Source organism: Geomesophilobacter sediminis (genome assembly GCF_016458275.1).
Taxonomy (GTDB): domain Bacteria; phylum Desulfobacterota; class Desulfuromonadia; order Geobacterales; family Geobacteraceae; genus Geomesophilobacter; species Geomesophilobacter sediminis.
Genome location: NZ_JAEMHM010000036.1, coordinates 1 through 21,322 on the forward strand (window position 1 = coordinate 1; position 21,322 = coordinate 21,322).

Here is a 21,322-nt window from a genome sequence, read left to right on the forward strand (position 1 = left end):
ATCTGCATGACCTTGAGCCCGAGCACCGACAGTGCCGCGGTAATGTTGGAGGTGGTCGTCGACTTGCCGATTCCCCCTTTGCCGTAAATCGCGATGGTTTTGACTTTCTTCGACATGCCCTTCTCCTTTTCTAGTGCCTCTGGTTGTTGAACCGGAATTTCTCCGTCTTATCGATCTGCAAAACCTTGCCGTCTTGCACCACCAGGGTGACCGAGCCGTAGCGGAGGCCCCAAAGCATTTGTGCGGTCTTGCGTACCGCCTCTTCCAGCGCAGCGTCTTTTTGGGGAATCCTGATCGTTCTTGTTGTCATTGCCCGCTCCCGGCCGAAGGCCCGCTCCGGCTTCCTGTTTAATCAATCAATTTACTAGGGTATCATCCCGCGCTTTCCTGCTTGAGGGTGATGGCACAGCCCGAGTCGAAATTGGCATCCTGGCCGATCAGCCCGATCGCATCGGCCCGGCACTGCCGGCAGTGGCGGAACTGCCCGATGATCTTCTCGTTTACGCTGCGAATCTCCTCCAAACGCTCCGGAGTCGGCGCCTGCAGACCGGCGAAATCGGCCTGGGGGATAAGCGGCATGACGTTCATCACCGCCGCCCCGAGTTCCTTGACCTTTTCAGCGATCCGGGGGATCTCGCCGTCATTCACGCCAGGAATGAGTACCGTGTTCACCTTGATCGTGATGCCGAGATCGGCCGCCTTTTCGAGCCCCGCCAGCTGGTTGGCGATCAGGAGCTCCGCCGCATCCCGCCCGCGGTATGCCGTGCCGCGGTAGTTCACGAAGGTGTAAATGCGGGAGCCAATTTCCGGATCGAGGGCGTTCAGGGTGACGGTGAGGCTCCCCAGCCCGAGTTGATCCAGTTCCCCGATCCGGTCCGGCAGAACCAGACCGTTGGTGCTCAGGCACTTGATCAGATGGGGGAACTCCTCCCCGACCAGGCGGAAGGTCTCAAAGGTCTCCTCGTTGGCCAGCGGGTCGCCGGGGCCGGCGATGCCGACCACCCGGATCAGTCGCCCCAAGCTCGCGCTGTCCATCACGTCGCGCACCGTCTGCAGGGCCTCCGTCGGGCTCTGCACCCGGCTGGTAACGCCGGGACGGGACTCGTTCACACAGTCGTGGCGCCGGGTGCAGTACCCGCATTTGATGTTGCAGCGCGGCGCCACCGCGAGGTGGATCCGGCCGTTCTGATGATGGTTACTTCCGAAGCAGGGATGCCCCTGGATGTTCTTCCGTCCCGTACAAGCCTTTGCCATGGTTCCTCCTTCACGGAAAAAAAAAGAGGCTAGGAATCATCTTCCTAGCCTCCAGCTTTCCGGTCAGCTTGTTCGCGCTCAGGGATTCTCCGCCATGGGAAACCCCCGTTTAATTGTCTGAATACTATTTCTACAAAGCTAATAGACTAAATACCGATTTTTTTTCCTCTGGTCAAGCCCTTTTTTTGCCCACGACAACTTTTCCGTTTCCCTACCGTCCGGCACCACCAGGACCTGGCGGAGGTACCCGCCCCTCATGGGGCGAGTGCCTCTCCGGAAGCCTCACGAGAAGCCTGCCGCCGGGCCTGCTATCTTTTCCCGGCGTAGATCTGGTCGAAGACCCCGCCGTCGGCAAAGTGGGTTTTCTGGGCCTTGCGCCAACCGCCGAAGGTGTCGTCGATGGTGACGAGCTTCACCTTCGGGAACTGCCTGGCGTACTTGGCGGCAACCTTCTTGTCGCGCGGACGGTAGTAGTTCCGGGCCGCGATCTCCTGCCCCTCGGATGAGTAAAGGTACTTCAGGTACGCCTCGGCCACTTTGCGGGTCCCCTTCTTGTCCACAACCTTGTCCACTACCGAGACCGGGGGCTCGGCCAGGATACTCAGGGAAGGAACCACGATCTCGAATTTGTCCTTACCAAGTTCGTTCACCGCGAGGAACGCCTCGTTCTCCCAGGCGAGGAGCACATCACCTTGGCCGCGTTGCACGAAGGTGGTGGTGGCCCCGCGCGCCCCGGAATCAAGAACCGGCACATGTTTGAAAAGCTCGGTGATGTAGGCACGAGCCTTTGCCTCGTTCCCCCCCTTTTGCTTGAGGGCGTAGGCCCAGGCAGCGAGGTAGTTCCAACGCGCCCCGCCTGAGGTCTTCGGGTTCGGGGTAATCACCGCGACGCCCGGCTTGACCAAGTCGTTCCAGTCCTTGATGTGCTTGGGATTTCCTTTGCGCACCAGGAAGACGATGGTCGATGTGTAGGGGGAGCTGTTGTGGGGAAGCCGTTTCTGCCAGTTTTCCGGGATCAGCTTGGCACGGTCGTGGATTTCATCGATGTCGTAGGCGAGCGCCAGAGTGACCACATCGGCTTCCAGCCCGTCGATGACAGCGCGTGCCTGTTTTCCGGAACCTCCGTGCGACTGTTTGAAGGAGATCTCCGCCCCCCCGCTTTTCTTCCACTGCTTCAGAAAGGCTTTGTTGAAGTCCTGGTAGAGCTCGCGGGTGGGATCGTAGGAGACGTTGAGAAACTCCTGGGCGGCGAAAGCGGCGCCGGTCGGCACGACGGCGGCAAACAAGGTGAGCAGGAGCACGGCGAAAACGGTTCTTTTCATGACTTCCCTCCAGTTATCTTAGCCTATGGTTTTAATAGACTAAGGCGGTAAAAAGATGCCGCTTGCCGTCGTGGCCAGCGGTAAAGACCTTTAAGTCGATAAGGTTGGTAGATTAATACTCCTCCTCCCATATCTTGTCAACTTTTTTTTCTGCATCTGCATCCCCTTCCCACTTCGAGCTGCGTCCGCCGGCCAAAGGTAGTGAACGGGTCGGAAACTCCATCCCCGCCCCGTGATCCTCGGGAAAGGCAAAACCTCTTCCCCCAGGGGAGGCGGGGTCCCCATCGGAGGGATATTCCGACAAAAAAAGCCCGCACTCCTGCGGGCGAAAATAGGGGGAACTCGGTGGGAAAACCCCGTCCATGGAAGGCTCCTACGGGGAGGTGCAGGAGGTCAAAACGATAGCGCTGCGACGAAAACAGCATCGAAATCCCGGTACTGGGCCAGTTCGAGAACGTCGATCTCCTTTACCAGTTGGACCATTTCGCTGCGCGTGTGGCGGTTCAGCAGGAACGCTTCCCCGCCGCTTTTCGCCGTATTTCCTACAAAGTCGATCCGCCCGTCTGCCTCGGGGGGCAACAGGCCGATAGTGGTGAGACTGTGTGCGGTCAGGTGAAAGCCGAAAGAACCGGCGATGAGCACCCGGTCCAGCGCCGATGCGGCAACGCCCGCCTCGCGGAGCAGGAACTCGATGCCGGCCCGTATCGCCCCCTTGGCAAGCTGAACCTGCCGGACGTCCTTCTGGGTCAGCCATACCGCATCGGTCAGGAGAAAAACGGTCTTCCCTTCCCGCTCCACGAGCCGCTCCGCCAACGCCGGCGGCACTCCCGGCGCGTCCGGCTTGACGAACTTTCCGTTGGTGCCGATGACACCGTAGGCAACCAGTTCGGCGACCACGTCCATGAGCCCCGAACCGCAGATCCCGACGGCTTGCGTGGCGCCGATCGTCTGCACCTCCACCACACCGTCAACCAGGGCAAAGCGCTCGATCGCCCCCTCCCCGGCCCGCATTCCAAACCGGATGTTCATCCCTTCGAACGCCGGACCGGCCGCCGTCGAGGTCGCCCACAGTTTCCCGCCGTGTACCAGGGCCATCTCGCCGTTGGTCCCGATGTCGACGAAAAGTACCGTGTCCACGGCATCCTGCAGCCGCACCGCCTGAAGACCGGCGGTTATGTCGGCCCCGACGTACGCGGAGATGATGGGCGGGAGGTAGATCACCCCGCCCGGGGCGATTGAGACACCGTGTGCCGCGGCGTCGATCCAGCTTCCGCACTCCAGGCTAGGGGTATAGGGATATCTCCCCAGCGGTGCGGGATCGACCCCGGCGGCCAGATGGAGCATGCAGGTGTTGCCGCTGTAGATCACCTCGTAGATCAGCTCCAGCGCAACCCCCGACCGGCTGGCCACCGCACCGATGAGTTCGTTGATCTCGGAGACCACGCCGCTGCGCAACTCCTCCAGCCCCCCCTCCGCCGCAATCTTGATCCGGGAGAGAACATCCTGGGCGTGCCGGCTTTGCGGATTGAGTGCCGATGCGGTTCCGAGATCCTCCCCGGTGTTGAGATCGACCAGCGCAGCAACGAGCGTGGTGGTCCCGATGTCGATGACCACCCCGTAGCATTGCCCGGTGGTGTCCCCCTCTTCGCGGGCAATTACCCTATCGCCCGCCACAACCTGGGTGAGACCGACCTCCGGGAGGTATTCCTTCGCGATGAACGGCGCCAGCGCGACCGCCACGGACTCTCCGTGGCTGGTGATCTTGAGCTCCCGCTCCTGCCCTTCCGGCACCTCCACCACGAGGTCGCCGGTGATTTCAGCGGCACAGGCAAGCACCAGCCCGCGCTCCCGTTCGTTTTCGGAAAGGGTGTGCGCCCCTTTCTGTTCAACCCGGGCGAGAAATTCCGGGACGACCCGCACCGCGCACTTGCCGCAGACCACGGCCCCGTTGCACGGGGAATCGATGATAACGCCGGCTTGGCGCGCCGCCTCAAGTACGGTGCTCCCAAGAGGGACCTCGACGGACCGGTCCGCCGGAAGAAAGGTGACCTGCGCCATCTAGTCCCCCTTCACCGTGGCGGTCATTGCCTGGATGTTTCCGATGGCGGACGAGGTGCTCAGGCCGCACGCCGGCGAGATGATGTCGATGCCGTCCCGCACCAGGTTCGCCGCATGGCGGGAGACCTTGTCCGGTTCGCCGAACTCCAGGAGATAGGTGCTCAGGTTCCCCATGGTGGTGAGCTGGGGGTACTCCTCCTTCAGCAGCTTCAGGTTGACGAAGGCGTCGGTGCTGATCGCATCGCAATGCAAGGTCGGGATGTACTGCTTCACCGCCCGCATCTCACCGCAGATATGAACCAGCACCGGAACCCCCGCGGCGTGAATGCCGTCGATGACCTTGTTGAGGTAGGGAACCGCATACTCGGAGAACAGGCGGGGCCCCAGGATCTCCCCGGTCGCGGTGGGGTCGCCGATACAGATCGCCGAGGCGCCGCCGTCGACCAGCAGCCGCGCGAATTCGACCAGGAAGTCGCTGACGTAGTCAAGCACCCGGTGGGACGGCTCGCGTTTTTTGTGCAGCTCCTTGAGAAAGGTGGTCGGGTCCACGATGGAGGCCGCCGTGCTGATCGGGCCCGAGATGCTCCCGATCACCGGGACCTCCGGATGCGCCTTGCTCAAAAGGTGGGCGGCCTCAGCCACGGACCGGACCCGGCCTGCGTCGAGCATGGCGCCGATGTTTCTAAATTGCACCGATTCGGTCGAAGCGTACGGCTCGCGCACGATCTTCGGTTCGCAGGCAAGGGAGCCGAAATCGATCTCGCTTCCCAGCACCTCCGCCTCAACCGTCATGCAGAAGGGAATCCCGAAGTTCTCGAAGCCGGTGTCGTCGTGGACGTCGGCGGCAAGTTCGGCCATCAGGTCGGCGCGGAAATGCCCTTCGGGTAGGGTATGCCCGGTGTGGTTCATGACGTCGACGATGGCGGCATTCATCATGCCGCCGGTGCAGATGACCGGCGGGCGGTCAACCCGCTTCTTTTCCAGGGTGTCGAGCAGGCGCTCTTTGGGTGAAAGACTCATATGCTGGTACCTCTAGGTTGCCTGAATCAGGGGAACACTCGGGCGGAAATCCCGGACCGTGTCCAGCATCGCGTCGATGTTGGCGAACGGGGTCTCCGTGGGGAGGCTGCATCCGGAGGCGACGATGAACCCTTTCGGGGTGTCGCCGGCAGCCGCCAGGCAGGCGAGCGTGGCCTCGCGCACCTTTTCCGGGGTCCCCTGCAACATGACCTCGGAGGGATGCACGTTTCCCATCAGGCGCACCCGGTCCCCCACCGCCGCCTTCGCGTCGGCGAGGCTCGCGTCGTTGTCGATGCTGAGGCAGTCGGCACCCACATCGACCATGTCCTGCCAGATGCCGGCGGTCTTGCCGCAGATGTGCAGGGTTACGCCTTTTCCCTTGCCGTGGATGAAGTCGATCAGCCGCTTAAGATAGGGCAGCGAGAACTCGCGGAACTGCCGGGGGCTGATCACCGAATTAGAAGACATGGCGTCGGTAAGGCTCGGGGTGGCCCCGACCGCCATGATAGCTGCCGCGTACGCGAGGTTGGTGGCCAGCGACACCTCGCAGAGCCGGTGCACCGCAGCGGGATCGCGCAGCATCAGGCGAGCGAGCCGGTCCGCCCCCACCAGGAATGAGGCGTTGGTAAAAGGGCAGGTCACCGCCCCATTCACCGGGACCTCGCTCCCAACCGCATCCACCGCACGCTGCATCGCTTCAAGGTGGTGCGGGAGGTTTCCGTCTTTGAACGGATCCGCCGGAACCAGTCGGTCTATCTCCATGGGGTCGTTGAGCGCCGGGGCCTCCAGGTAGGCGGTTTCGTCCCCGGGGTAGGCGACCTTCGCCCCCATCGCCTCGGCCTGGGTATAAAGATCGGTGAAGACCCGGATCACGTCGTAGCCGAAGCGCCGGTAGGCGGCGACCTGGGCGTCGGCGATGAGCTTTCCGTTGCCCCGGAACGCCCCGACCTTGACCCCGATCACCCGCGCCGCGGTGTTCCCCACAATCGGGACGCACGGCAGCCGGTCGACGGGGCTTCCCGCCGCGTAGGCGGCGAACCGCTCCAGCGGGGTCATGGCATCGCGGCGGCTCATGCGGCAACCGACTCCGAAGCCCCGACCAGGGAGCGGGCCAGCCGGATTGCCTCGGCGGCGTTGACCGCGTAGCCGTCGGCGCCGATCCGGTCGGCGAATCCCTGCGAGATGGGGCCGCCGCCGACCATGACCTTGAAGTTGTCGCGGATCCCCTCTTCGCGAAGCTGCCGGACCACGGCCCCCATCCCCTCCATGGTTGTCGTCATGAGGGTGGATAAGGCGATGAGCTGGGCGCCGATCTCCTTGGCGGTCTCGACGAACCGGGCGGGAGCGATGTCCCGCCCCAGGTCGGTTACCTCGAAGCCGGAGGTCTCGAGCATGGTCTTCACCAGGTTTTTCCCGATGTCGTGGGTGTCCCCCTCGATGACCCCGATCACCACCTTGTGCTTCTCGGCTATGTCATCCTGCCGCAGGTGCGGCTTCAGCACGTCCATTCCCGCATACATCGCGTCGGAACAGATGAGGAGCTCCGGAATGAAGTACTCCTCTTCCTCGAAAAGCTGCCCGGCGCGCTCCATTCCTGCCGAAAGCCCCCGCTCGATCGCCTCGAAGGCGTCGTACCCCTGAGCCACGACCTCCTCGGCCGCCGCCACGGCGCGGTCCTCCTCCATTTCCAGGACCGAGTCCGACAGCTCCTGCCACAACGCTTCCTTCGTCTTAGCCATAAAGATCACCTCCAGGTGAAATGTCCGATGGTCGTTTCTGTCTTCGCAACCGCAATCCGGTAGTACCTGTCGCGAAGCCCCTCTGCGGCCCTTCCCCTTTCAGGGTTGCCCGCGAAAGCTCGAGCTCGCGACGGACAAGGTGAGGAAGGGTTCCGATGGCCTGCCTCAACGCCCCGCCACCACCGCGCTGATCAGGTCCTCGGCGAGCCTTAAGCCGCCGCGGAACCCGGTGTACCCTCGATCGAGCACGGCGCGGTTGGCCACCGGGAAGGAGACCGAAAGGTGCGGCGCCCCGATCTGCAGGGCCAACTCCCGCTCCAGCGAACTTCCGACCACGAAGGCAGGGCTGAAGCCGTTGTGGTATTTCTGCCCGGTGGAACGCGGCCAGACCCGATTCAGATGCCCCAGGACTTCCGAAGCGTCCGATTCGAAAACCAGATTGGTCCGGTAGCCGGAACCGAGCTGCGCGACACGCTGGGCGATCCCTTCCTGGTCCTGTTCCTGCACCCGGTCGGTCACCACGGTAAGCACCGGCAACCAGCCGAGGTCGTCAGCAAGGAAGCGGGTGAGCGCTACGGCGTAGTTCGCATCCCCCACCACGACCGCGTAGCGTTGCAGGTCCAGGTCGTTGTAGCAGTCGGTAAGCGGCTCCAGGATCTGGTAGTAATGCCGCTTCTCGCGGGCGATGACCTCCCCGACGGCGTCCTCAGCCAGCCCGAGCGCCGCACCTACCTGGCGCAGGAAAGTCTCCGAGGCGGTTACGCCGATCGGCAGCGGAGCGGTAACAAACGGGGTGCCGTGGCGTTCCTCGAACTGGCGGGCCGCCTCCACCCCGTAGCGGTCCGATACCACGACGTTCAGTTCGGCGGAACCTGCCGCCTTGATCCGCTCCAGCGAATCCGCCGGGGTGAAGAAGGTGTTCACCTCCAGCCCGATCAGCTCCAGCAGGTGGCGGGCCCCCTCGAGGTTGCCGCGCCAGAAGGGATCCATGTACGGGACCACCCCCCACAGGTTCACCCTCCCCTTCACCTTGGGGAGCCCCTTGGTCAGGTAGTCCTTCGCCAGCGCCTGGAGCACCAGGTCGTAGCCCCAGTAGGAATCGCCGCGGAAGCCGCCGGTGGCGGCCCCGATCACCGGAGCCCCCTCGTTGCGGAAATCGTTCACCACCGCGAAAATGTCGTCACCGATCACCTCGGGGACGCAGCCGGTAAGCACCACGTACAGCCCACCATCCATCACCTGCAGCGTATTGGCGATCTGCTCGCGCAGTCGCTCCTCCCCTCCGAAGACGACCTCGTTCTCCTGCACGTTGGAGCTCGGAACGGTGAGGGAACCGCAGTAACCGCCGACCTGCAGGCCGCTGCCGCCGTTTTGGGTCCAGGCGAAGTTTCCGGCGCAGCCGGAGGCGGAATGCAGAATGGGAATCCCCCCCGGCAGGGCGGTCACCGTCGAGACGGCCCCTCCCAGAGAGCAGAAATACCGTGCCCGTTCGACAAAATGCTCACTCATTGACGCTCCTCCCGCGGCTGTTTAGGTAGGTGAACGGCTCGGCCTGGTACCAGCTCTCCGCGTAGGGGAGCCGGACGTTCTCGGCGAGCCGCTTGTTGTAGGAGGGGTTGGAAAGCTGCCGGTAAAGGCGTCGGGCGACCTCGTAGACCCCGCGGTAGCCGATGTAGGCCAGGCCGGTGTTGTAAATGACGTGGGTGGCGACCCCGAGCTTCGCCGCGGTCATGTTGCCGTTGGCGTGCCCCAGGAAGAGATCCGGCTTGAGACGCTTCAGAAGGTTCGCCTCCTCGAACGGCTGCACGTTGGCGATGTCGACCACGTAGTCGCTTTTCGCCTCCCGGGCGAGCTTCTCGTATTCCACTTCCGCGAACTCGTCGTGATGGAAAGAGCGGATCCCCACCACCTCCAGGCCAATCTCCTGTAAAAGGCGCGCGGTCGCCAGGGCCCGGAACTCGCCGGCGCTGATGAAGACCGTCTTTCCCTCGAAGAGAGGGCGGAACTCCTCGAGCGCCTGGCGCAGCTCAGCCTCTTCGGAGGCGATCAAAAGTTCCGCCTGCTCTTCCAGGCCGAACTTCGCAGCTACATCGCGCAGCCACAGGCTCGTGTTCTCGATGCCGATCGGCATGTGCTGGATGAGCGACGGCACACCGAAACGCTCCTCCAGATAGCCGAGGAAGTAGTCGTCGTGGGTCGGACAGGTACTTATGGAGAGCGCCGCCCGGGTCGCCTTGACGAAAGAATCGGGATGCGCGAAGACCGGAAAGACGTTCGCCTCGAGCCCCAGGCTGTTCAGGAGCCGCTCCAGTTCAAGTTCGTCGATTCTCCCCATCGAGGAGACGTTCATGAGGTTCACCGTGCGGGCGAGACGCTGCTGCTCCTTGAAGACCTCCAATTCGTCCTGCGGGGTGATCTGTTTCTCGCCCCGCTCCACGAGGAGATTTCTCCCGATGGTGTGGTAGACCGCGTCGTAGGCGGTAGCCCAGATCTTGGTCTTGAACCCTTCGCAGTGCACGGGCAGAAGCCGTGCGTTCACCTGGGGCTGGACCTTTTGGGCCACCCCGTCGATGTCGTCGCCGATGATGCCGGGGACACACCCCGCGACGATGGTGATGCTCGCCGGCCGGTAACGCCGGTCCGCCTCGATGATGGCCTGCTCGAGCTTACCCTCGCCGCCGTTGATGACGTCGGTCTCGTCGAGGGCGGTGGAGAGCCAGATCCCGTCCTTGGGTTTGCCCCAGCGGGCGTTGCTCCCGGTCCGGACGTTGGCGTTTTGGGAATGGGTGCAGGAGCCGCACCCCAGGGCGCTGTGCAATAGCACCACGTTGTCCGGGAGCGAGTTGAGCATCGCCAGCGCCGGGAGGAGCAGGCAGATGGTTCCCTGGGTGAAGGCACGCTCGCCGTCCTGGATCAGGCAGCTCTTGCCCCCCCCGCGGTTGGCGATCCCGCAGATGCTGTCCTTGTGGGCGATAACCGCCTGAAGCCGGTCCTCGCGCTTGGGCGGGACCTTGTTGTCGAAATAGCTCATCCGAGCCTCCTGTTCACGCGGGAGCCGTCAGCGCAGCTTCCCGTCAAAGAGCTTCTTGTAATAGGTCCCCCCGGTGTAGAGGGCACCCGCCGGATTGTGGGCGAGCACCCGGTCCTTGACCACGAGATAGGTGACCGGGGCCTGCGAGTACTTGATGAAGAGCGAGTCGTGGCCGACGCAGAGTCCTACCACCACGTTGAGCTCGGTCTGCTGCCTGGCGAGCAGGCGGGCCTGCAGCACCGGATTGCACATCGACTCGTGGGCGTCCGGCTCGATCTTGTGCTCCCGGGGGATGCCGGTTTCGGTCTTTTCCACCCCGCCGACCTTGCAAAGAACGCTGTACGACTCGATCCCCTGGGTCTCCAGGAATCTGGCGAAGGTGCGTGCCTCGGCGGCCAGCCCCACGCAGCTCGCGATGCCGATTTTCTTGACGCCGGCACGCCGGGCGAAGGCGGCGATCTCCTCGACGCGGGTGAGCTGTCCGTAGTAGGTCCCCTCCACCTCGGCGGCGCTGCAGGAGATGTTGGAGACCAGGGGGTCGTTGCGATAGATCTGAACGACCTCGGCCAACTCCTCCGGGTCGAGCCCCGCCGTCAAACATCCTTCCGGAAAGGTGGCGCTTAGTTTGTAACAGTTCAGGGTGCCGCAATCGCTGCAGCTCGACACCGCCTTTTTCTTGCTCATGTAATCCCTCTAGACATCGTGTTTGCCGGTCAACGTCAATCTTCACCTAGTTCCCTCCCCTTCGAGGGAAGGGACAGGTGAGAATGGGTTTCAACTGCCATTTCACCTCAACAAGCGGCCACATCGCGGTGTGAGCGGCGTATCGGCTCGCACCAGGAATTGGCCCCCGCCCGTCCCGATCTCAGAAAGCCACCGCCACTGAGGCGATGACACGGTAGTCGGTCTTGGACTGGCTTCCGTTAAGGTCCTGGTAGACCGGCACTCCTACCGACACCGAGGCGCTGTATTTGCCGTCGTAGGTGAGCCGCCCCCCCGGGGAAAGAAAGAGGGTCACGCCGCCGCTGCTGTCGTCCCGGCGGCCGGCGACCGTTTCCTTATCCTGCCAGTTGGCGTTTAGCTCCAGAACCAGGTCTCCCAGCCAGCGCTGACGCGACTCGGGATAGAAATATTCGTAGACCTCGTCACAGTCGCCGTAGTTGTCCTTCCCCCCGAAGCGGTACGCCCCGGCCAGGGTCCCCTGGGCCCGGTCCCCCAGATTGGTCGCCTGTGCCCCCCGAGTGGCCAGGACGTAGAGCCCGGTCGCGTGCAGGGAGAGGCGATCCAGCTGCTGGGAGAGGGCAATCCCCCCCAAGGGGTCCCAGGACCCCGAACCGGGCTGGTGCAGGGTTGCGATGGTGGCACCGGCGCTGCTGTTGCCGGTGGCGCCGGTGGGAGCCTTCAAACCACCGATCAGCGACAGTTCGAATCCCTCGTAGAGGCGGCGCACCAGCCGGTATTCCCCGAAGAGGGTGAGATCGCCGAGTCCGTCGCTTCGGCCGATGTCATGGCGCATCGACATCTGCATCGCGGGGTCGAAGTGGACCGCCTGGATGCCGTCCCGCAACACGTACGGGAGGCTGGCACCGACGGTCAGATCGTCGGTGACGCCATAGGCCCCACCGACCGAGTAAAACTGCTGCTCGCGCATCGAGTGCGCGGTTTTTCCGTCCATGGCGGCCTGGTCCAGATCAGCCGAAGGCAAGGTGCCAAACTCCGATATCTCGACCCGCAATCCTACTGCGGCCTTGCCGGCGGGAAGGGTCGCGGCGGAAAACGTCGTGACGGGACCGGCGATCCCGATCCCGCCACCGAAGGTCGGGCAGTGAGCCCGCACCGTTGTGGCGCTTCCGAAGAAGACGCCCGCCGCAACAATTCCCCTGAGCAATCCGGTTAACTTGCTGTCTTTATTCGATGCGAAAAACATGGTGCGGCCTTGTCCTTCCTCTTACTCAACACCTTTCAGCTTCTGGAAACTGAACTTGGCGAGCTGGTTGACGTCAGTCGACTTGTTGAGGACACCGGTTTCTTTCATCTCCCGCGCGGCGATCAAGATGGCGTTTTCCCCACCTTTAACCGAGGGGACATAGTGGTAACCGGAGAGGATCTTCGCGTTGACCTCCGGGTTCCCCGGGACGTACTTTTTATCGACCGACAACTTGGCGGCGGCCTGCGGGTTTTTGGAAACCCAGCGCGCCGCTTTCAGGATCGCCCGGGTCGCAGCTGCAGCGGTATCCGGATGTTCCTTGATGAACTTCCCGTTGACCACCACGAGGCAGCAGTATTCCTGGTTGTAGGGGGTCGTTTTGGCGCTGTTCAAGATGCTGCGCGCTTTCCCCTTATCCACGATGATCTGCGCGATGGGGTCGGCGGAGGCGATGGCATCGATCTCCCCTTTCTCGAGGGCGAGTTCCAGTTCGGACATCGGGAAGGCCTTCCAGGTGACCCCGTTCTTCGGATCGATCCCGGCGGTGAAGAGGGCGCGGGAGGCGAGGTTGTGCGGGCCGCCGCCGATGGCCGGAACGCCGACCCGCTTGCCGGCGAGGTCCTTGAGGCTCCTGATTTTGGTTTTGTTTCCGGCCAGGATCTGGATGCAGCCGGTATGGATGCCGGCGGTGAATTTCACCTTCAGCCCCTGCTCAATCGGCTTGATCCACTGCATCAGCACGCCGTCGGTGACGTCGACCTTGTTCAGGGCGAGCCCCTCGCGGAGGGTGTTGGCATCGCCGCGGATCATCTCCACATCGAGCCCCTCTTCCTTGAAGAACCCCTGCTCATACGCCGCAAAAAGCGGGGCCTCGCAAATGGTGCCGAAAAAACCCACACGAATCTTCTTTGCGGGCGCAGCAGCGTGAACCGCAACCGCGACGGAAAGGGCAGCAACCGCACCCAAAATGGCAACAATCTTTCTCTTCATCTAGACATCCTCCTCACGTGGTTTGCTGAAGCCTCAAAGGTAATAGTTTTCCCGGATCTCCCCAGCGAAATGCAGGATCTCGAGAATCTTGGAGCGGATCAGGAAAAAATCGGGATGGTTACGCGCCCGGGGACGGGATAGCCGGACCTCGATGATTTCCTGAATCTTTCCCGGGCGCGGCGTCATCACGATGATCCGGTCGCTCATGTAGATCGCCTCGTCCACGTCGTGGGTAACGAAGACCATCGTGGTGCCCCGATCCTCCCAGATGCGGAGGATCTCGTCCTGCATCTGCATCCGGGTGAAGGCGTCCAGGGCTCCCAGCGGCTCGTCGAGCAGGAGCACCTTGGGATGGTTGACCAAGGCCCGCGCCAGCGCGACCCGTTGCGCCATCCCTCCGGAAAGCTGGTGCGGGTAGGCGTTCTGGAACCCCTCGAGCCCGACCAGACGTATGTAGTCGTCCACTTCCCGGGCGATCTCCTTGATGCCCCGGGCCTTGAGTCCGAAGGAGACGTTCCCCTTGACGGTGAGCCAGGAAAAGAGGGTCGGATCCTGGAAGACGAGTCCCCGCTCATGGTGCGGGCCGGTGATCGGTACGCCGTCCAGGACAACCTCGCCTTCACCGGGCTGGTCGAGTCCGGCGATGATCCGCATCAGGGTCGATTTGCCGCACCCCGAGGGGCCCAGCAGCGACACCATCTCTCCGGGCTGGATCTCCAGGTTGACCCGCTCCAGGGCGACGGTCTCCTCGCCGCTGGCGTTCACGAAGACCCGGCGTACGTTGCGGACAGATATGGCCCCCGACGTGGCGGGCGTTTCGGTGTAGGCAACTGCGGTAGCGGAACTCACCATTTGATCAACCCCTTCTGCCAGACCAGCGCCCGGTCCCGGAATTTGAAAAGCAGCGCGATGACACTGGAAAAGATCAGCGCGATGACGCCGAGGCAGGCATAGACCTTCGCGTACTCGGCCCACCCCTGAACCCAGCTGATGTACCAGCCAAGTCCCGCCTTCACCCCTATCATCTCGGCGACGATCAGAACCAGGAAGGAGGCCCCAAGCCCCATGAAGAGCCCGACAAAGATGGTCGGAAAGGCGGCCGGAATGGCGACCCGAAAGATGAGATAGCGCTCGTTCGCCCCGAGGGTGCGCGCGACCTCGAAGAAGGCGTTGCGTACGTTGGCGATGCCGGAACCGGTCATCACCGTTACCGGGAACCAGACGGCCAGCGCCACGAGGAAGGAACTCGCCTGGAAGCTGGTCGGGAAAATGACCATGGCCAGCGGAATCCAGGCGGTGGCCGGGACCGGGCCGATCCCTTTCATGACCGGAGAAACCCAGTAATGCCACCTTTTGCTCCACCCCATCAGGGTCCCGGTCACCAGACCGGCGGCCGCACCGAAAAGGTAACCGGTGAAGAGCAACCGCAGCGAGTAGAAGGCGCTGGTGCCGATCAACTTCCAGTCTTCCAAAAGGGCCCCGAGCACCTTGTCCGGGCCCGGAAAGTAGGGGAGCGGCAATAGCCCCAACTTAAGCGTGATCAGATCCCAGATGGCGAGCAGGGAGAGTGCCGCCGCCACCAAGGGAGCGTTCTCTCCTAGCCAATCCTTGAGCTTCGACGGCACGAGCGACACACCGAAGAACACGACGTTCAGAGCCAATAGCACCGCGAGAACCTTCCGGTATTCCTCGTTGATGGCAAAGGTCTGCTCGTTGGGAACGTAGAGATGTACCGACAGGGTGCCTGCCGCCGCCAGGACCGGAAGAAACCGGATCAGCACCTTTCGGCCTGTTTCGAAACGGCCGCTCAACGCACGTGCCGCCTGGCCGGCCGGCTCGGTTGCCGCTGCGGGATAGGCACTGCCAGCCAGGCCGGCACCGGTCTCTTGTTCTGCGACATTGAAAGCCACAGGAACCTCCTTTCTCATTACCGAAATCAGATATCGAGGAACAGCGCGGTGGAGAGGTACCGCTCACCGGTATCGGGAAGTACCACCACGATCAGCTTTCCCTGGTTCTCCCGTCGCTTGGCCACCTGCTGCGCGGCAAAGGCCGCCGCCCCGGAGGAGATCCCGACCAGGAGCCCCTCTTCTCGCGCCAGGGCCCGCGCTGCCTCGAACGCCTCTTCGTTTTTCACCTTGTAAATCTCGTCGATGATGCCGGTGTTGAGAACCCCGGGGACGAAGCCGGCGCCGATCCCCTGGATCTTGTGCGGGCCGGGGTTACCACCGGAAAGGACCGGCGAATCGAGCGGCTCCACCGCGATGACCTTCAGGTCCGGCTTGCGGGACTTGAGCGTTTCCCCGACCCCGGTCAAGGTGCCGCCGGTCCCGACCCCGGCGATAACGATGTCCACCTTGCCGTCGGTGTCGGCCCAGATCTCTTCAGCTGTGGTGGCGCGGTGGATCGCCGGGTTGGCGGCATTGTTGAACTGCTGCGGCACGAAGGAGTTCGGCGTGGCCGCCGCCAGCTCCTCGGCCTTCTCAATCGCCCCCTTCATCCCTTTGGCGCCCGGAGTGAGGACAAGCTCCGCACCATACGCCTTGAGGAGATTACGCCGCTCGATGCTCATGGTATCCGGCATGGTGAGGATCAGCCGATACCCTTTTGCTGCGGCGACGAAGGCCAGGGCGATCCCGGTATTGCCGCTGGTCGGCTCGATGATGACCGTGTCCTTGTTGATAAGCCCCTTCTCTTCGGCGTCCTTGATCATGGCAAAGCCGATCCGGTCCTTGACCGAGCCCCCCGGGTTGAACGCCTCGAGCTTGGCCACGACGTCGGCCCCCTGCGTTTGCTTCTGCCCCAAACGCAGCAGTGGAGTTCTTCCGATCAGGTCAGTGAGATTGTTCGCTATTTTTGCCATCTGTCCCTCCTTGGGTTCCTTGGTTCATCCACCGGCCCCGTCAGGGCGGCCGTTCATTTCCGATTGAAGTGCCGCGAATGCTTGACCACGTCGAGCGCCTCCACGATGGTGCCGTTGAGCATGAGGGGAAGGACCCGCCGGGCAATGAGGAGATCGAAGGCGGTCGGTCCGATCTGGGTGACCACGACGGCCCGGCAGTCGGAGAGAAGCGCCACGGCCCGGTCCAGCAGGTCGTCGCTATGTTCCTGGCCGGCGCACGCTGCCTCCGTTTTCCTTTCCTCCAGGAACTGCCACCCATCCTCCCCAAAGTGGTACACGACGAACCGGCTCGCCCTGCCGAAATGTTCGTCGACGCGGATGCCATCCGAACTTGCCAATGCGACTTTAAGTTCCATGGGTCTGGTCTCCGGGAGTCCGAAAAACAAAAAAGGCCAAGGTAGATTCCCCGCGGGGAATCAAACCTTGGCCTCCAGTCTCTCTGGTCAACCACTTTCGTTTTAAGAAAACGGGCCTGGGGAAAATTGGCCCGTCGTTCATCGTTGAATGGATACTAGCGTGGAGTTTACGTACAGTCAAGAATTTTTTCCAGTTATTCGATAATTTTTGTAGAGTAACCTGCTGGGGTATTTTTTGCTTAACAACAGAGCCTTATAATTCCGAAAGGTTGCCCCACCTTTGAATCCCCTTTCCCCCGGCGGAGTATCCTTCTCCCTGGCGTGGAAGACGAGCGCCCCCTCAACGATCTAGCCCCGGGCAACCTTCAGGAGCGCTCCTGGCAGCGCGCCAAGAAAAAAAGGAGCGGACGACGACTCCGCTCCATTAACCAAAAGGAGGAATGCTTTTTTACCAACATCAGCTCGAGGAGAAAGGCCATCTCAACCGAGCCTTAACCAATGGGACCTCACGCCTGTCCTTCCTTTTCTGCCCAAGCCAAAAGCGAATAGAGTTGGAACGGAATGCCATCCGGCGTTCCCAACTGTGCAAATTCGGCGGCCAACTCCCGGCGGGCGCTTTGGCGCAGCGGCTCGGGAACATGGTTGAGATAGTTGCCGAAGGTGCTCGACTCGGCGAACGCTACAATCTCGCTTCCGGAACGGTACCGGCGCAGGGTGCGGCTGACCTGCAGTTGCGCCACGGTGAGATCCGCCTTCTGAAACAGTTCCACCAACTCGGTCGTGGTTACCCCGAAATGGGTCGGCGCAAAGTGATCGACGTCGACGTTATCCCGGTAGGGAGGCCGACCCAGGACCTTCGCCGTGACCAAACGGAGCGTTGTCGCGTGGACGAACTCTTTGGCATTGGTGGTGAGACCGATCCGCCCACCCGGCCTGAGGACGCGACGGATTTCGGCCAGGGCTCGTTCCTTGTCAGGTACCCAGTGAAAGACAGCGCTCAGATAGACAATGTCGACGCTTTCGTCGGCGAGGAAACTCAGATCCTCGGCCAACCCGGTCTGGAAAGATATCCGCGGGTGATCGTACTTTTCCCGGGCCAGGGCGATCCGCTCCGGGAGCGGGTCGAGGCCGATCACCCTCCCGGTCGGGCCAACCTGGTCCGCCACATGGAAGGCGAGCCGTCCGGTGCCGCAGCCGATGTCGAGCACCACGTTGCCGGGAGCCACGGCGAGTGCTTCGATGAGCCGGCGCCCGTTTTCGAACTGCGAGTCGCTGATCGCGTCGTAGGTTTTAGCCAGGTCCTGGTTGTCAAGTTGTAGGGAAATCATGTCCACTCCTTTTCTGCTCAGGTAAAGCCGGCCGTGGTCGACCGGAGTCCGTCGGGCAAAGCGTCGATCATACCGCTGCCGCCAACGTCCCGGTCGCGTGCGCTGGGGCAGTGACGTCGAACCGTTGTGGCTCGAGCGGAAACCGCCCGTACTCCCGAGCCGCTGCGACCAGAGCGTGAATGTTCTCGGGCGGGGTGTCGATGGGGAGACCGCACCCCAGACCGAGAATGTAGCCTTTGGGGGTGTCCCACGCCTTGGCGAGGCAGCTGCGCGCGTTGGCGCGGACGTCTTCCGGGGTCCCCAAATACATGGTTGCGGTGGGATGAATGTTCCCCAGGAGGGCCACCCGGCCCCCCACCTGGGCCTTCGCCTCGGCGAGATCGACGGCGTTGTCCAGGCTTAATACCGAGGCGCCGGTTTCGGCCATCTCGTTCCAGATCCGGGTGGTGTTGCCGCAGATGTGGAGTGACGGTGCGGCCCCGAATTCCTCCCGGATCACCGCGCAGACCTCCTTCAAATAGGGGAGCGCAAACTCCTGAAACTGTCCGATCCCGATCATGGTCCCCGATGCAGTCGGGTCGGCGAGCCCGATGCGGGCCCCGCGGGCGTAGGCGGCCCGGGCGAAACGCAGGATGCTGTCGGTGGTAAGGCGCAGCAGCCGGTGGACGAAGGCGGGGTTACGGCGCAGGTCTTTGAGGAACCGCTCGGTGCCGCGGACACTGGCTGCAGTGGTAAACGGCCCGGCGCAGGTCATCCCCAGAGGAACCTGGTCCCCGATCTCCTCAAGGACGAGGCTCGCCGCATCGAGAAAGATCGGCAAACGCCCGTCCGCCTCCGGGTCGGGGATCTTCAGGGTGTCCAGGAGTGATTCGTGCTCCAACACCGGCGCGGCGATATACGGCGTGCTGTCCGGGAAAGCCACTTTGCTTCCGAGAGCCTCGGCGATCCCGGTCAGCCCCGGCCCGGTGTTGACGTTATCCGCACCATAACGCCGCCAGGCCGCGATCTGCCCCTGCGCCATGAGCTTGACCGAGTTGTTGTATTCGCCGACGGTGACCCCGATGACCCGAGCCGCGTGGTCGCTGATCAAGAGGTTCACCGGAATCCTGTCGAAGGGACGGCCGGTGAGCGCGGCAACGGTGCGCTCTTTCGATGTCATGGTCTCCTTGAATCCCGCGACGCCCATCACCGGCATCCTCCTTCCCGGCAGCCGCACGATGCCCCCCGCGGGGCGCATCCGGTGACACCAGGGATCTCAAGGTCGAGAAGCCGGTGGCGTTTGCCGTAGGAGGCAAGCGCGCGTGCGACGCTCCCCTTCAGTGCGAAGGACTTGATGCCGCGGCCAGCCAGATTGGCTGCCGCAGCCGGCCCGATCTGGCTCGCCAGAACCGCATCCACATCCCGAAGTTGCTCGACGGTGGTGTCAGCGGAATGGGCGCGGGCATGGTCCTGCGGCGGGTGCTTGATCTCGCGCGCCTCCAGCTCCCGGTAGCTCCCGTCTTCCTCCACCGCATAGAGGATGAACCGGCTCGCCTGACCGAAATGCTCGTCGATAGTAGTTCCATCAGTGGTCGCCACTGCTACTTTCACCATGTTCGTTTCTCCTTCCTTGTGTTGATCAAAGCGCCGCGTCGGACGTGCAAAAACAGGGAGCAACCTCGCGAAAAAAAACCGGAAGGTTCCTGCGCCACCGCGGCACGGCACCCTCCGGTTTTTCCGGTCGGAACGTTGCTCCATATCCTCTGGTAAGACAAACCAGCCACCGCGCGTGCAAACCGTCGGACGCCCCCACGCCTCAGTATGCCCGCGCCAAGGTTTTGGTCAGGTGGGGCGGAATCCCCACCAACGACCCGGTTGGAAAATGCTCCAGGCTGAGGGGACCGTCCTGAAATGGCGTGGACAGATCGGTCACGGCCGGGTGCCTTGTGTAACTGGCCTCGGTGAAGAGGCAAAGATCGGTGAGATCCAGCTCGCGAACCAGGCGTGCCGATTCGGCCAGGGAAAAAGCGGCCTGACGCTCGGCAAAAGCCCCCTGGAGGAGCAGAATCCCCGCCGCGAGCGACAAAACCGTCAATCCGGACAGATACAGGGAGGAGCGTCGGGCCATCAGTGGATCTCGCGGAGGAGGGCCGGAGTTACCTCCTGAAAACGTAACACCCGCTTTCCCTTGTGATCTCTGGCGAATTCCTTCGCCGCTCTTTGGTCTCGAAACGGCACCAGTTCCTGACCCATCGGCCCATTTATGTCGCTGCCGATAACGTACCAGGCGCGGCTGGCGTCGATCGGCGCGACCTCGTAGTAATCGGTGACGATAAGGGAGCTGACGTCCTTTTGGCTCTTGCGTGGGTTGAAACTCGACAGGGCCCGGTAATAGGTGAAAAAGTCCTTTGGGCCGTCAAAGAAAACGACTGATCCATCCCGGAACTGTATCTGGGCGGCGAAGTTGCGGTATTTGGCCACGAACATGCCGCACACCCCGCATTTGTCTTTAGGGCCCGGCTGCCGCGGCTTTAACTCCCCGGCTCCGGCCGCCGCCGTGAACAGGAGACCGCCGGCAATCAGCATCGAGCATAGGGAAACAAGGTACTTATTCATCACGTGCTCCAAATCGCCCGGCCCGGAGCAATCCGGGCCGGAACGCTGAGGGTATGCCTGTCCGACTAATTAGCGGGATCGTGGTCGAAGAGCGGGGTTGAGAGGTAGCGCTCACCGGTGTCGGGGAGCACGACGACGATGAGTTTCCCCTTGTTCTCGGGGCGGCTCGCGATCTGCAACGCCGCGTGTGCCGCCGCGCCGCCGGAGATGCCCGCCAAAAGCCCCTCGGCGGTGGCAAGCTTGCGGCTGCTGGCAAACGCCTCCTCGTTCTTCACCTTGTAGACCTCGTCGATGATCCCGGTGTTCAAGACGTCGGGGACGAAACCCGCCCCGATCCCCTGGATCTTGTGCGGCCCCGGGTTCCCACCGGAGAGGACCGGTGAGTCGAACGGCTCGACCGCGACCACCTTCACCTTGGGGTTACGCGCCTTGAGCACCTCCCCCACCCCGGTGATGGTCCCCCCGGTCCCGACCCCGCCGACCACGATGTCCACCTTGCCGTCGGTGTCCTTCCAAATCTCCTCCGCGGTGGTGGCGCGGTGGATCTCCGGATTGGCCGGGTTCTTGAACTGGGACGGGACATAGGAATTCGGAGTCTTGGCCGCCAGCTCTTCGGCTGCCCCAATGGCCCCTTTCATCCCCTTGGCCCCCGGGGTGAGCACGAGCTCGGCCCCGTAAGCCTTGAGCAGGTTGCGCCGCTCCACGCTCATCGTGTCCGGCATAGTGAGGATCAGCCGGTAGCCGCGCGCCGCGGCCACGAAGGCTAAGGCGATGCCGGTGTTGCCGCTGGTAGGCTCGAT

General features: G+C 62.8%; 22 protein-coding genes and 1 pseudogene. All 23 read right to left on the bottom strand.

The window, feature by feature from the left end; all coding sequences use genetic code 11:
- Positions 1 to 116: pseudogene (locus tag JFN93_RS25005) on the bottom strand (nitrogenase iron protein); the annotation flags it as partial.
- 14 nt (positions 117 to 130) lie between these two features.
- Positions 131 to 310 (bottom strand): YezD family protein, encoded by a 180-nt coding sequence (locus tag JFN93_RS25010; RefSeq protein ID WP_199387119.1) that lies wholly within the window; start codon positions 308 to 310, stop codon positions 131 to 133.
- A 62-nt stretch (positions 311 to 372) separates the two neighbouring features.
- The gene (locus tag JFN93_RS25015) at positions 373 to 1,254 is read right to left on the bottom strand and encodes a radical SAM protein (RefSeq protein WP_199387120.1); all 882 of its coding nucleotides are present in this window, start codon (positions 1,252 to 1,254) and stop codon (positions 373 to 375) included.
- A 308-nt stretch (positions 1,255 to 1,562) separates the two neighbouring features.
- Complete coding sequence (locus tag JFN93_RS25020) at positions 1,563 to 2,576, bottom strand: sulfate ABC transporter substrate-binding protein (RefSeq protein WP_199387121.1); 1,014 nt, start codon at positions 2,574 to 2,576, stop codon at positions 1,563 to 1,565.
- 393 nt (positions 2,577 to 2,969) lie between these two features.
- Complete coding sequence (locus tag JFN93_RS25025) at positions 2,970 to 4,634, bottom strand: ASKHA domain-containing protein (protein WP_199387122.1); 1,665 nt, start codon at positions 4,632 to 4,634, stop codon at positions 2,970 to 2,972.
- Positions 4,635 to 5,654, bottom strand: a complete 1,020-nt coding sequence (locus JFN93_RS25030; RefSeq protein ID WP_199387123.1) for a uroporphyrinogen decarboxylase family protein — start codon at positions 5,652 to 5,654, stop codon at positions 4,635 to 4,637.
- Between the two features lie 12 nt (positions 5,655 to 5,666).
- Positions 5,667 to 6,728, bottom strand: coding sequence for a uroporphyrinogen decarboxylase family protein (locus JFN93_RS25035; RefSeq protein ID WP_236021971.1), 1,062 nt, complete (start codon positions 6,726 to 6,728; stop codon positions 5,667 to 5,669).
- Complete coding sequence (locus JFN93_RS25040; protein ID WP_199387124.1) at positions 6,725 to 7,393, bottom strand: corrinoid protein; 669 nt, start codon at positions 7,391 to 7,393, stop codon at positions 6,725 to 6,727. The genes JFN93_RS25035 and JFN93_RS25040 overlap by 4 nt, the downstream gene beginning before the upstream one ends.
- Positions 7,394 to 7,558: 165 nt before the next feature.
- A complete protein-coding gene (locus tag JFN93_RS25045) occupies positions 7,559 to 8,902 on the bottom strand; it encodes a nitrogenase component 1 (RefSeq protein ID WP_199387125.1) in 1,344 nt (447 codons plus the stop codon).
- Positions 8,895 to 10,424 carry a nitrogenase component 1 gene (locus tag JFN93_RS25050; RefSeq protein WP_199387126.1) on the bottom strand — a complete coding sequence of 510 codons (1,530 nt, stop codon included), beginning with the start codon at positions 10,422 to 10,424 and terminating at the stop codon, positions 8,895 to 8,897. Before JFN93_RS25050 ends, JFN93_RS25045 begins: the two co-directional genes overlap by 8 nt.
- A gap of 27 nt (positions 10,425 to 10,451) precedes the next feature.
- A complete protein-coding gene (locus tag JFN93_RS25055; RefSeq protein ID WP_199387127.1) occupies positions 10,452 to 11,108 on the bottom strand; it encodes a DUF1847 domain-containing protein in 657 nt (218 codons plus the stop codon).
- Positions 11,109 to 11,289: 181 nt separating this feature from the next.
- On the bottom strand, positions 11,290 to 12,351 hold the full coding sequence (locus JFN93_RS25060; RefSeq protein ID WP_199387128.1) for a hypothetical protein: 1,062 nt from the start codon (positions 12,349 to 12,351) through the stop codon (positions 11,290 to 11,292).
- Positions 12,352 to 12,372: 21 nt separating this feature from the next.
- Complete coding sequence (locus tag JFN93_RS25065) at positions 12,373 to 13,341, bottom strand: ABC transporter substrate-binding protein (protein ID WP_199387129.1); 969 nt, start codon at positions 13,339 to 13,341, stop codon at positions 12,373 to 12,375.
- A 33-nt stretch (positions 13,342 to 13,374) separates the two neighbouring features.
- Positions 13,375 to 14,193 carry an ABC transporter ATP-binding protein gene (locus tag JFN93_RS25070; RefSeq protein WP_199387130.1) on the bottom strand — a complete coding sequence of 273 codons (819 nt, stop codon included), beginning with the start codon at positions 14,191 to 14,193 and terminating at the stop codon, positions 13,375 to 13,377.
- On the bottom strand, positions 14,187 to 15,251 hold the full coding sequence (locus JFN93_RS25880; RefSeq protein WP_199387131.1) for an ABC transporter permease: 1,065 nt from the start codon (positions 15,249 to 15,251) through the stop codon (positions 14,187 to 14,189). The genes JFN93_RS25070 and JFN93_RS25880 overlap by 7 nt, the downstream gene beginning before the upstream one ends.
- A 26-nt stretch (positions 15,252 to 15,277) precedes the next feature.
- Positions 15,278 to 16,204, bottom strand: a complete 927-nt coding sequence (cysK, locus tag JFN93_RS25080; protein ID WP_199387132.1) for a cysteine synthase A — start codon at positions 16,202 to 16,204, stop codon at positions 15,278 to 15,280.
- Positions 16,205 to 16,257: 53 nt separating this feature from the next.
- The gene (locus JFN93_RS25085) at positions 16,258 to 16,599 is read right to left on the bottom strand and encodes a NifB/NifX family molybdenum-iron cluster-binding protein (RefSeq protein WP_199387133.1); all 342 of its coding nucleotides are present in this window, start codon (positions 16,597 to 16,599) and stop codon (positions 16,258 to 16,260) included.
- A gap of 506 nt (positions 16,600 to 17,105) precedes the next feature.
- Complete coding sequence (locus JFN93_RS25090) at positions 17,106 to 18,038, bottom strand: class I SAM-dependent methyltransferase (protein ID WP_328754595.1); 933 nt, start codon at positions 18,036 to 18,038, stop codon at positions 17,106 to 17,108.
- A complete protein-coding gene (locus tag JFN93_RS25095) occupies positions 17,995 to 19,113 on the bottom strand; it encodes a uroporphyrinogen decarboxylase family protein (RefSeq protein WP_199387135.1) in 1,119 nt (372 codons plus the stop codon). The genes JFN93_RS25090 and JFN93_RS25095 overlap by 44 nt, the downstream gene beginning before the upstream one ends.
- Positions 19,113 to 19,520, bottom strand: a complete 408-nt coding sequence (locus tag JFN93_RS25100; RefSeq protein ID WP_199387136.1) for a NifB/NifX family molybdenum-iron cluster-binding protein — start codon at positions 19,518 to 19,520, stop codon at positions 19,113 to 19,115. The genes JFN93_RS25095 and JFN93_RS25100 overlap by 1 nt, the downstream gene beginning before the upstream one ends.
- Positions 19,521 to 19,722: 202 nt before the next feature.
- Positions 19,723 to 20,034 carry a hypothetical protein gene (locus JFN93_RS25105; RefSeq protein WP_199387137.1) on the bottom strand — a complete coding sequence of 104 codons (312 nt, stop codon included), beginning with the start codon at positions 20,032 to 20,034 and terminating at the stop codon, positions 19,723 to 19,725.
- Positions 20,034 to 20,522 carry a nitrous oxide reductase accessory protein NosL gene (locus JFN93_RS25110; protein WP_199387138.1) on the bottom strand — a complete coding sequence of 163 codons (489 nt, stop codon included), beginning with the start codon at positions 20,520 to 20,522 and terminating at the stop codon, positions 20,034 to 20,036. The genes JFN93_RS25105 and JFN93_RS25110 overlap by 1 nt, the downstream gene beginning before the upstream one ends.
- A gap of 65 nt (positions 20,523 to 20,587) precedes the next feature.
- Positions 20,588 to 21,322: cysteine synthase A (cysK, locus tag JFN93_RS25115; protein ID WP_199387139.1), on the bottom strand; the 735-nt coding region annotated here is incomplete at its 5' end.

Bases quoted from the DNA above. Each gene is read 5' to 3' on its own strand.
- JFN93_RS25055 (WP_199387127.1), bottom strand. From the start codon at position 11,108: ATGAGCAAGAAAAAGGCGGTGTCGAGCTGCAGCGATTGCGGCACCCTG.
- JFN93_RS25045 (WP_199387125.1), bottom strand. From the start codon at position 8,902: ATGAGTGAGCATTTTGTCGAACGGGCACGGTATTTCTGCTCTCTGGGA.
- JFN93_RS25110 (WP_199387138.1), bottom strand. From the start codon at position 20,522: ATGAATAAGTACCTTGTTTCCCTATGCTCGATGCTGATTGCCGGCGGT.
- JFN93_RS25050 (WP_199387126.1), bottom strand. From the start codon at position 10,424: ATGAGCTATTTCGACAACAAGGTCCCGCCCAAGCGCGAGGACCGGCTT.
- JFN93_RS25085 (WP_199387133.1), bottom strand. From the start codon at position 16,599: ATGGAACTTAAAGTCGCATTGGCAAGTTCGGATGGCATCCGCGTCGAC.
- JFN93_RS25010 (WP_199387119.1), bottom strand. From the start codon at position 310: ATGACAACAAGAACGATCAGGATTCCCCAAAAAGACGCTGCGCTGGAA.
- JFN93_RS25095 (WP_199387135.1), bottom strand. From the start codon at position 19,113: ATGGGCGTCGCGGGATTCAAGGAGACCATGACATCGAAAGAGCGCACC.
- JFN93_RS25060 (WP_199387128.1), bottom strand. From the start codon at position 12,351: ATGTTTTTCGCATCGAATAAAGACAGCAAGTTAACCGGATTGCTCAGG.
- JFN93_RS25030 (WP_199387123.1), bottom strand. From the start codon at position 5,654: ATGAGTCTTTCACCCAAAGAGCGCCTGCTCGACACCCTGGAAAAGAAG.
- cysK (WP_199387132.1), bottom strand. From the start codon at position 16,204: ATGGCAAAAATAGCGAACAATCTCACTGACCTGATCGGAAGAACTCCA.
- JFN93_RS25040 (WP_199387124.1), bottom strand. From the start codon at position 7,393: ATGGCTAAGACGAAGGAAGCGTTGTGGCAGGAGCTGTCGGACTCGGTC.
- JFN93_RS25065 (WP_199387129.1), bottom strand. From the start codon at position 13,341: ATGAAGAGAAAGATTGTTGCCATTTTGGGTGCGGTTGCTGCCCTTTCC.
- JFN93_RS25020 (WP_199387121.1), bottom strand. From the start codon at position 2,576: ATGAAAAGAACCGTTTTCGCCGTGCTCCTGCTCACCTTGTTTGCCGCC.
- JFN93_RS25015 (WP_199387120.1), bottom strand. From the start codon at position 1,254: ATGGCAAAGGCTTGTACGGGACGGAAGAACATCCAGGGGCATCCCTGC.
- JFN93_RS25070 (WP_199387130.1), bottom strand. From the start codon at position 14,193: ATGGTGAGTTCCGCTACCGCAGTTGCCTACACCGAAACGCCCGCCACG.
- JFN93_RS25035 (WP_236021971.1), bottom strand. From the start codon at position 6,728: ATGAGCCGCCGCGATGCCATGACCCCGCTGGAGCGGTTCGCCGCCTAC.
- JFN93_RS25105 (WP_199387137.1), bottom strand. From the start codon at position 20,034: ATGGCCCGACGCTCCTCCCTGTATCTGTCCGGATTGACGGTTTTGTCG.
- JFN93_RS25025 (WP_199387122.1), bottom strand. From the start codon at position 4,634: ATGGCGCAGGTCACCTTTCTTCCGGCGGACCGGTCCGTCGAGGTCCCT.
- JFN93_RS25100 (WP_199387136.1), bottom strand. From the start codon at position 19,520: ATGGTGAAAGTAGCAGTGGCGACCACTGATGGAACTACTATCGACGAG.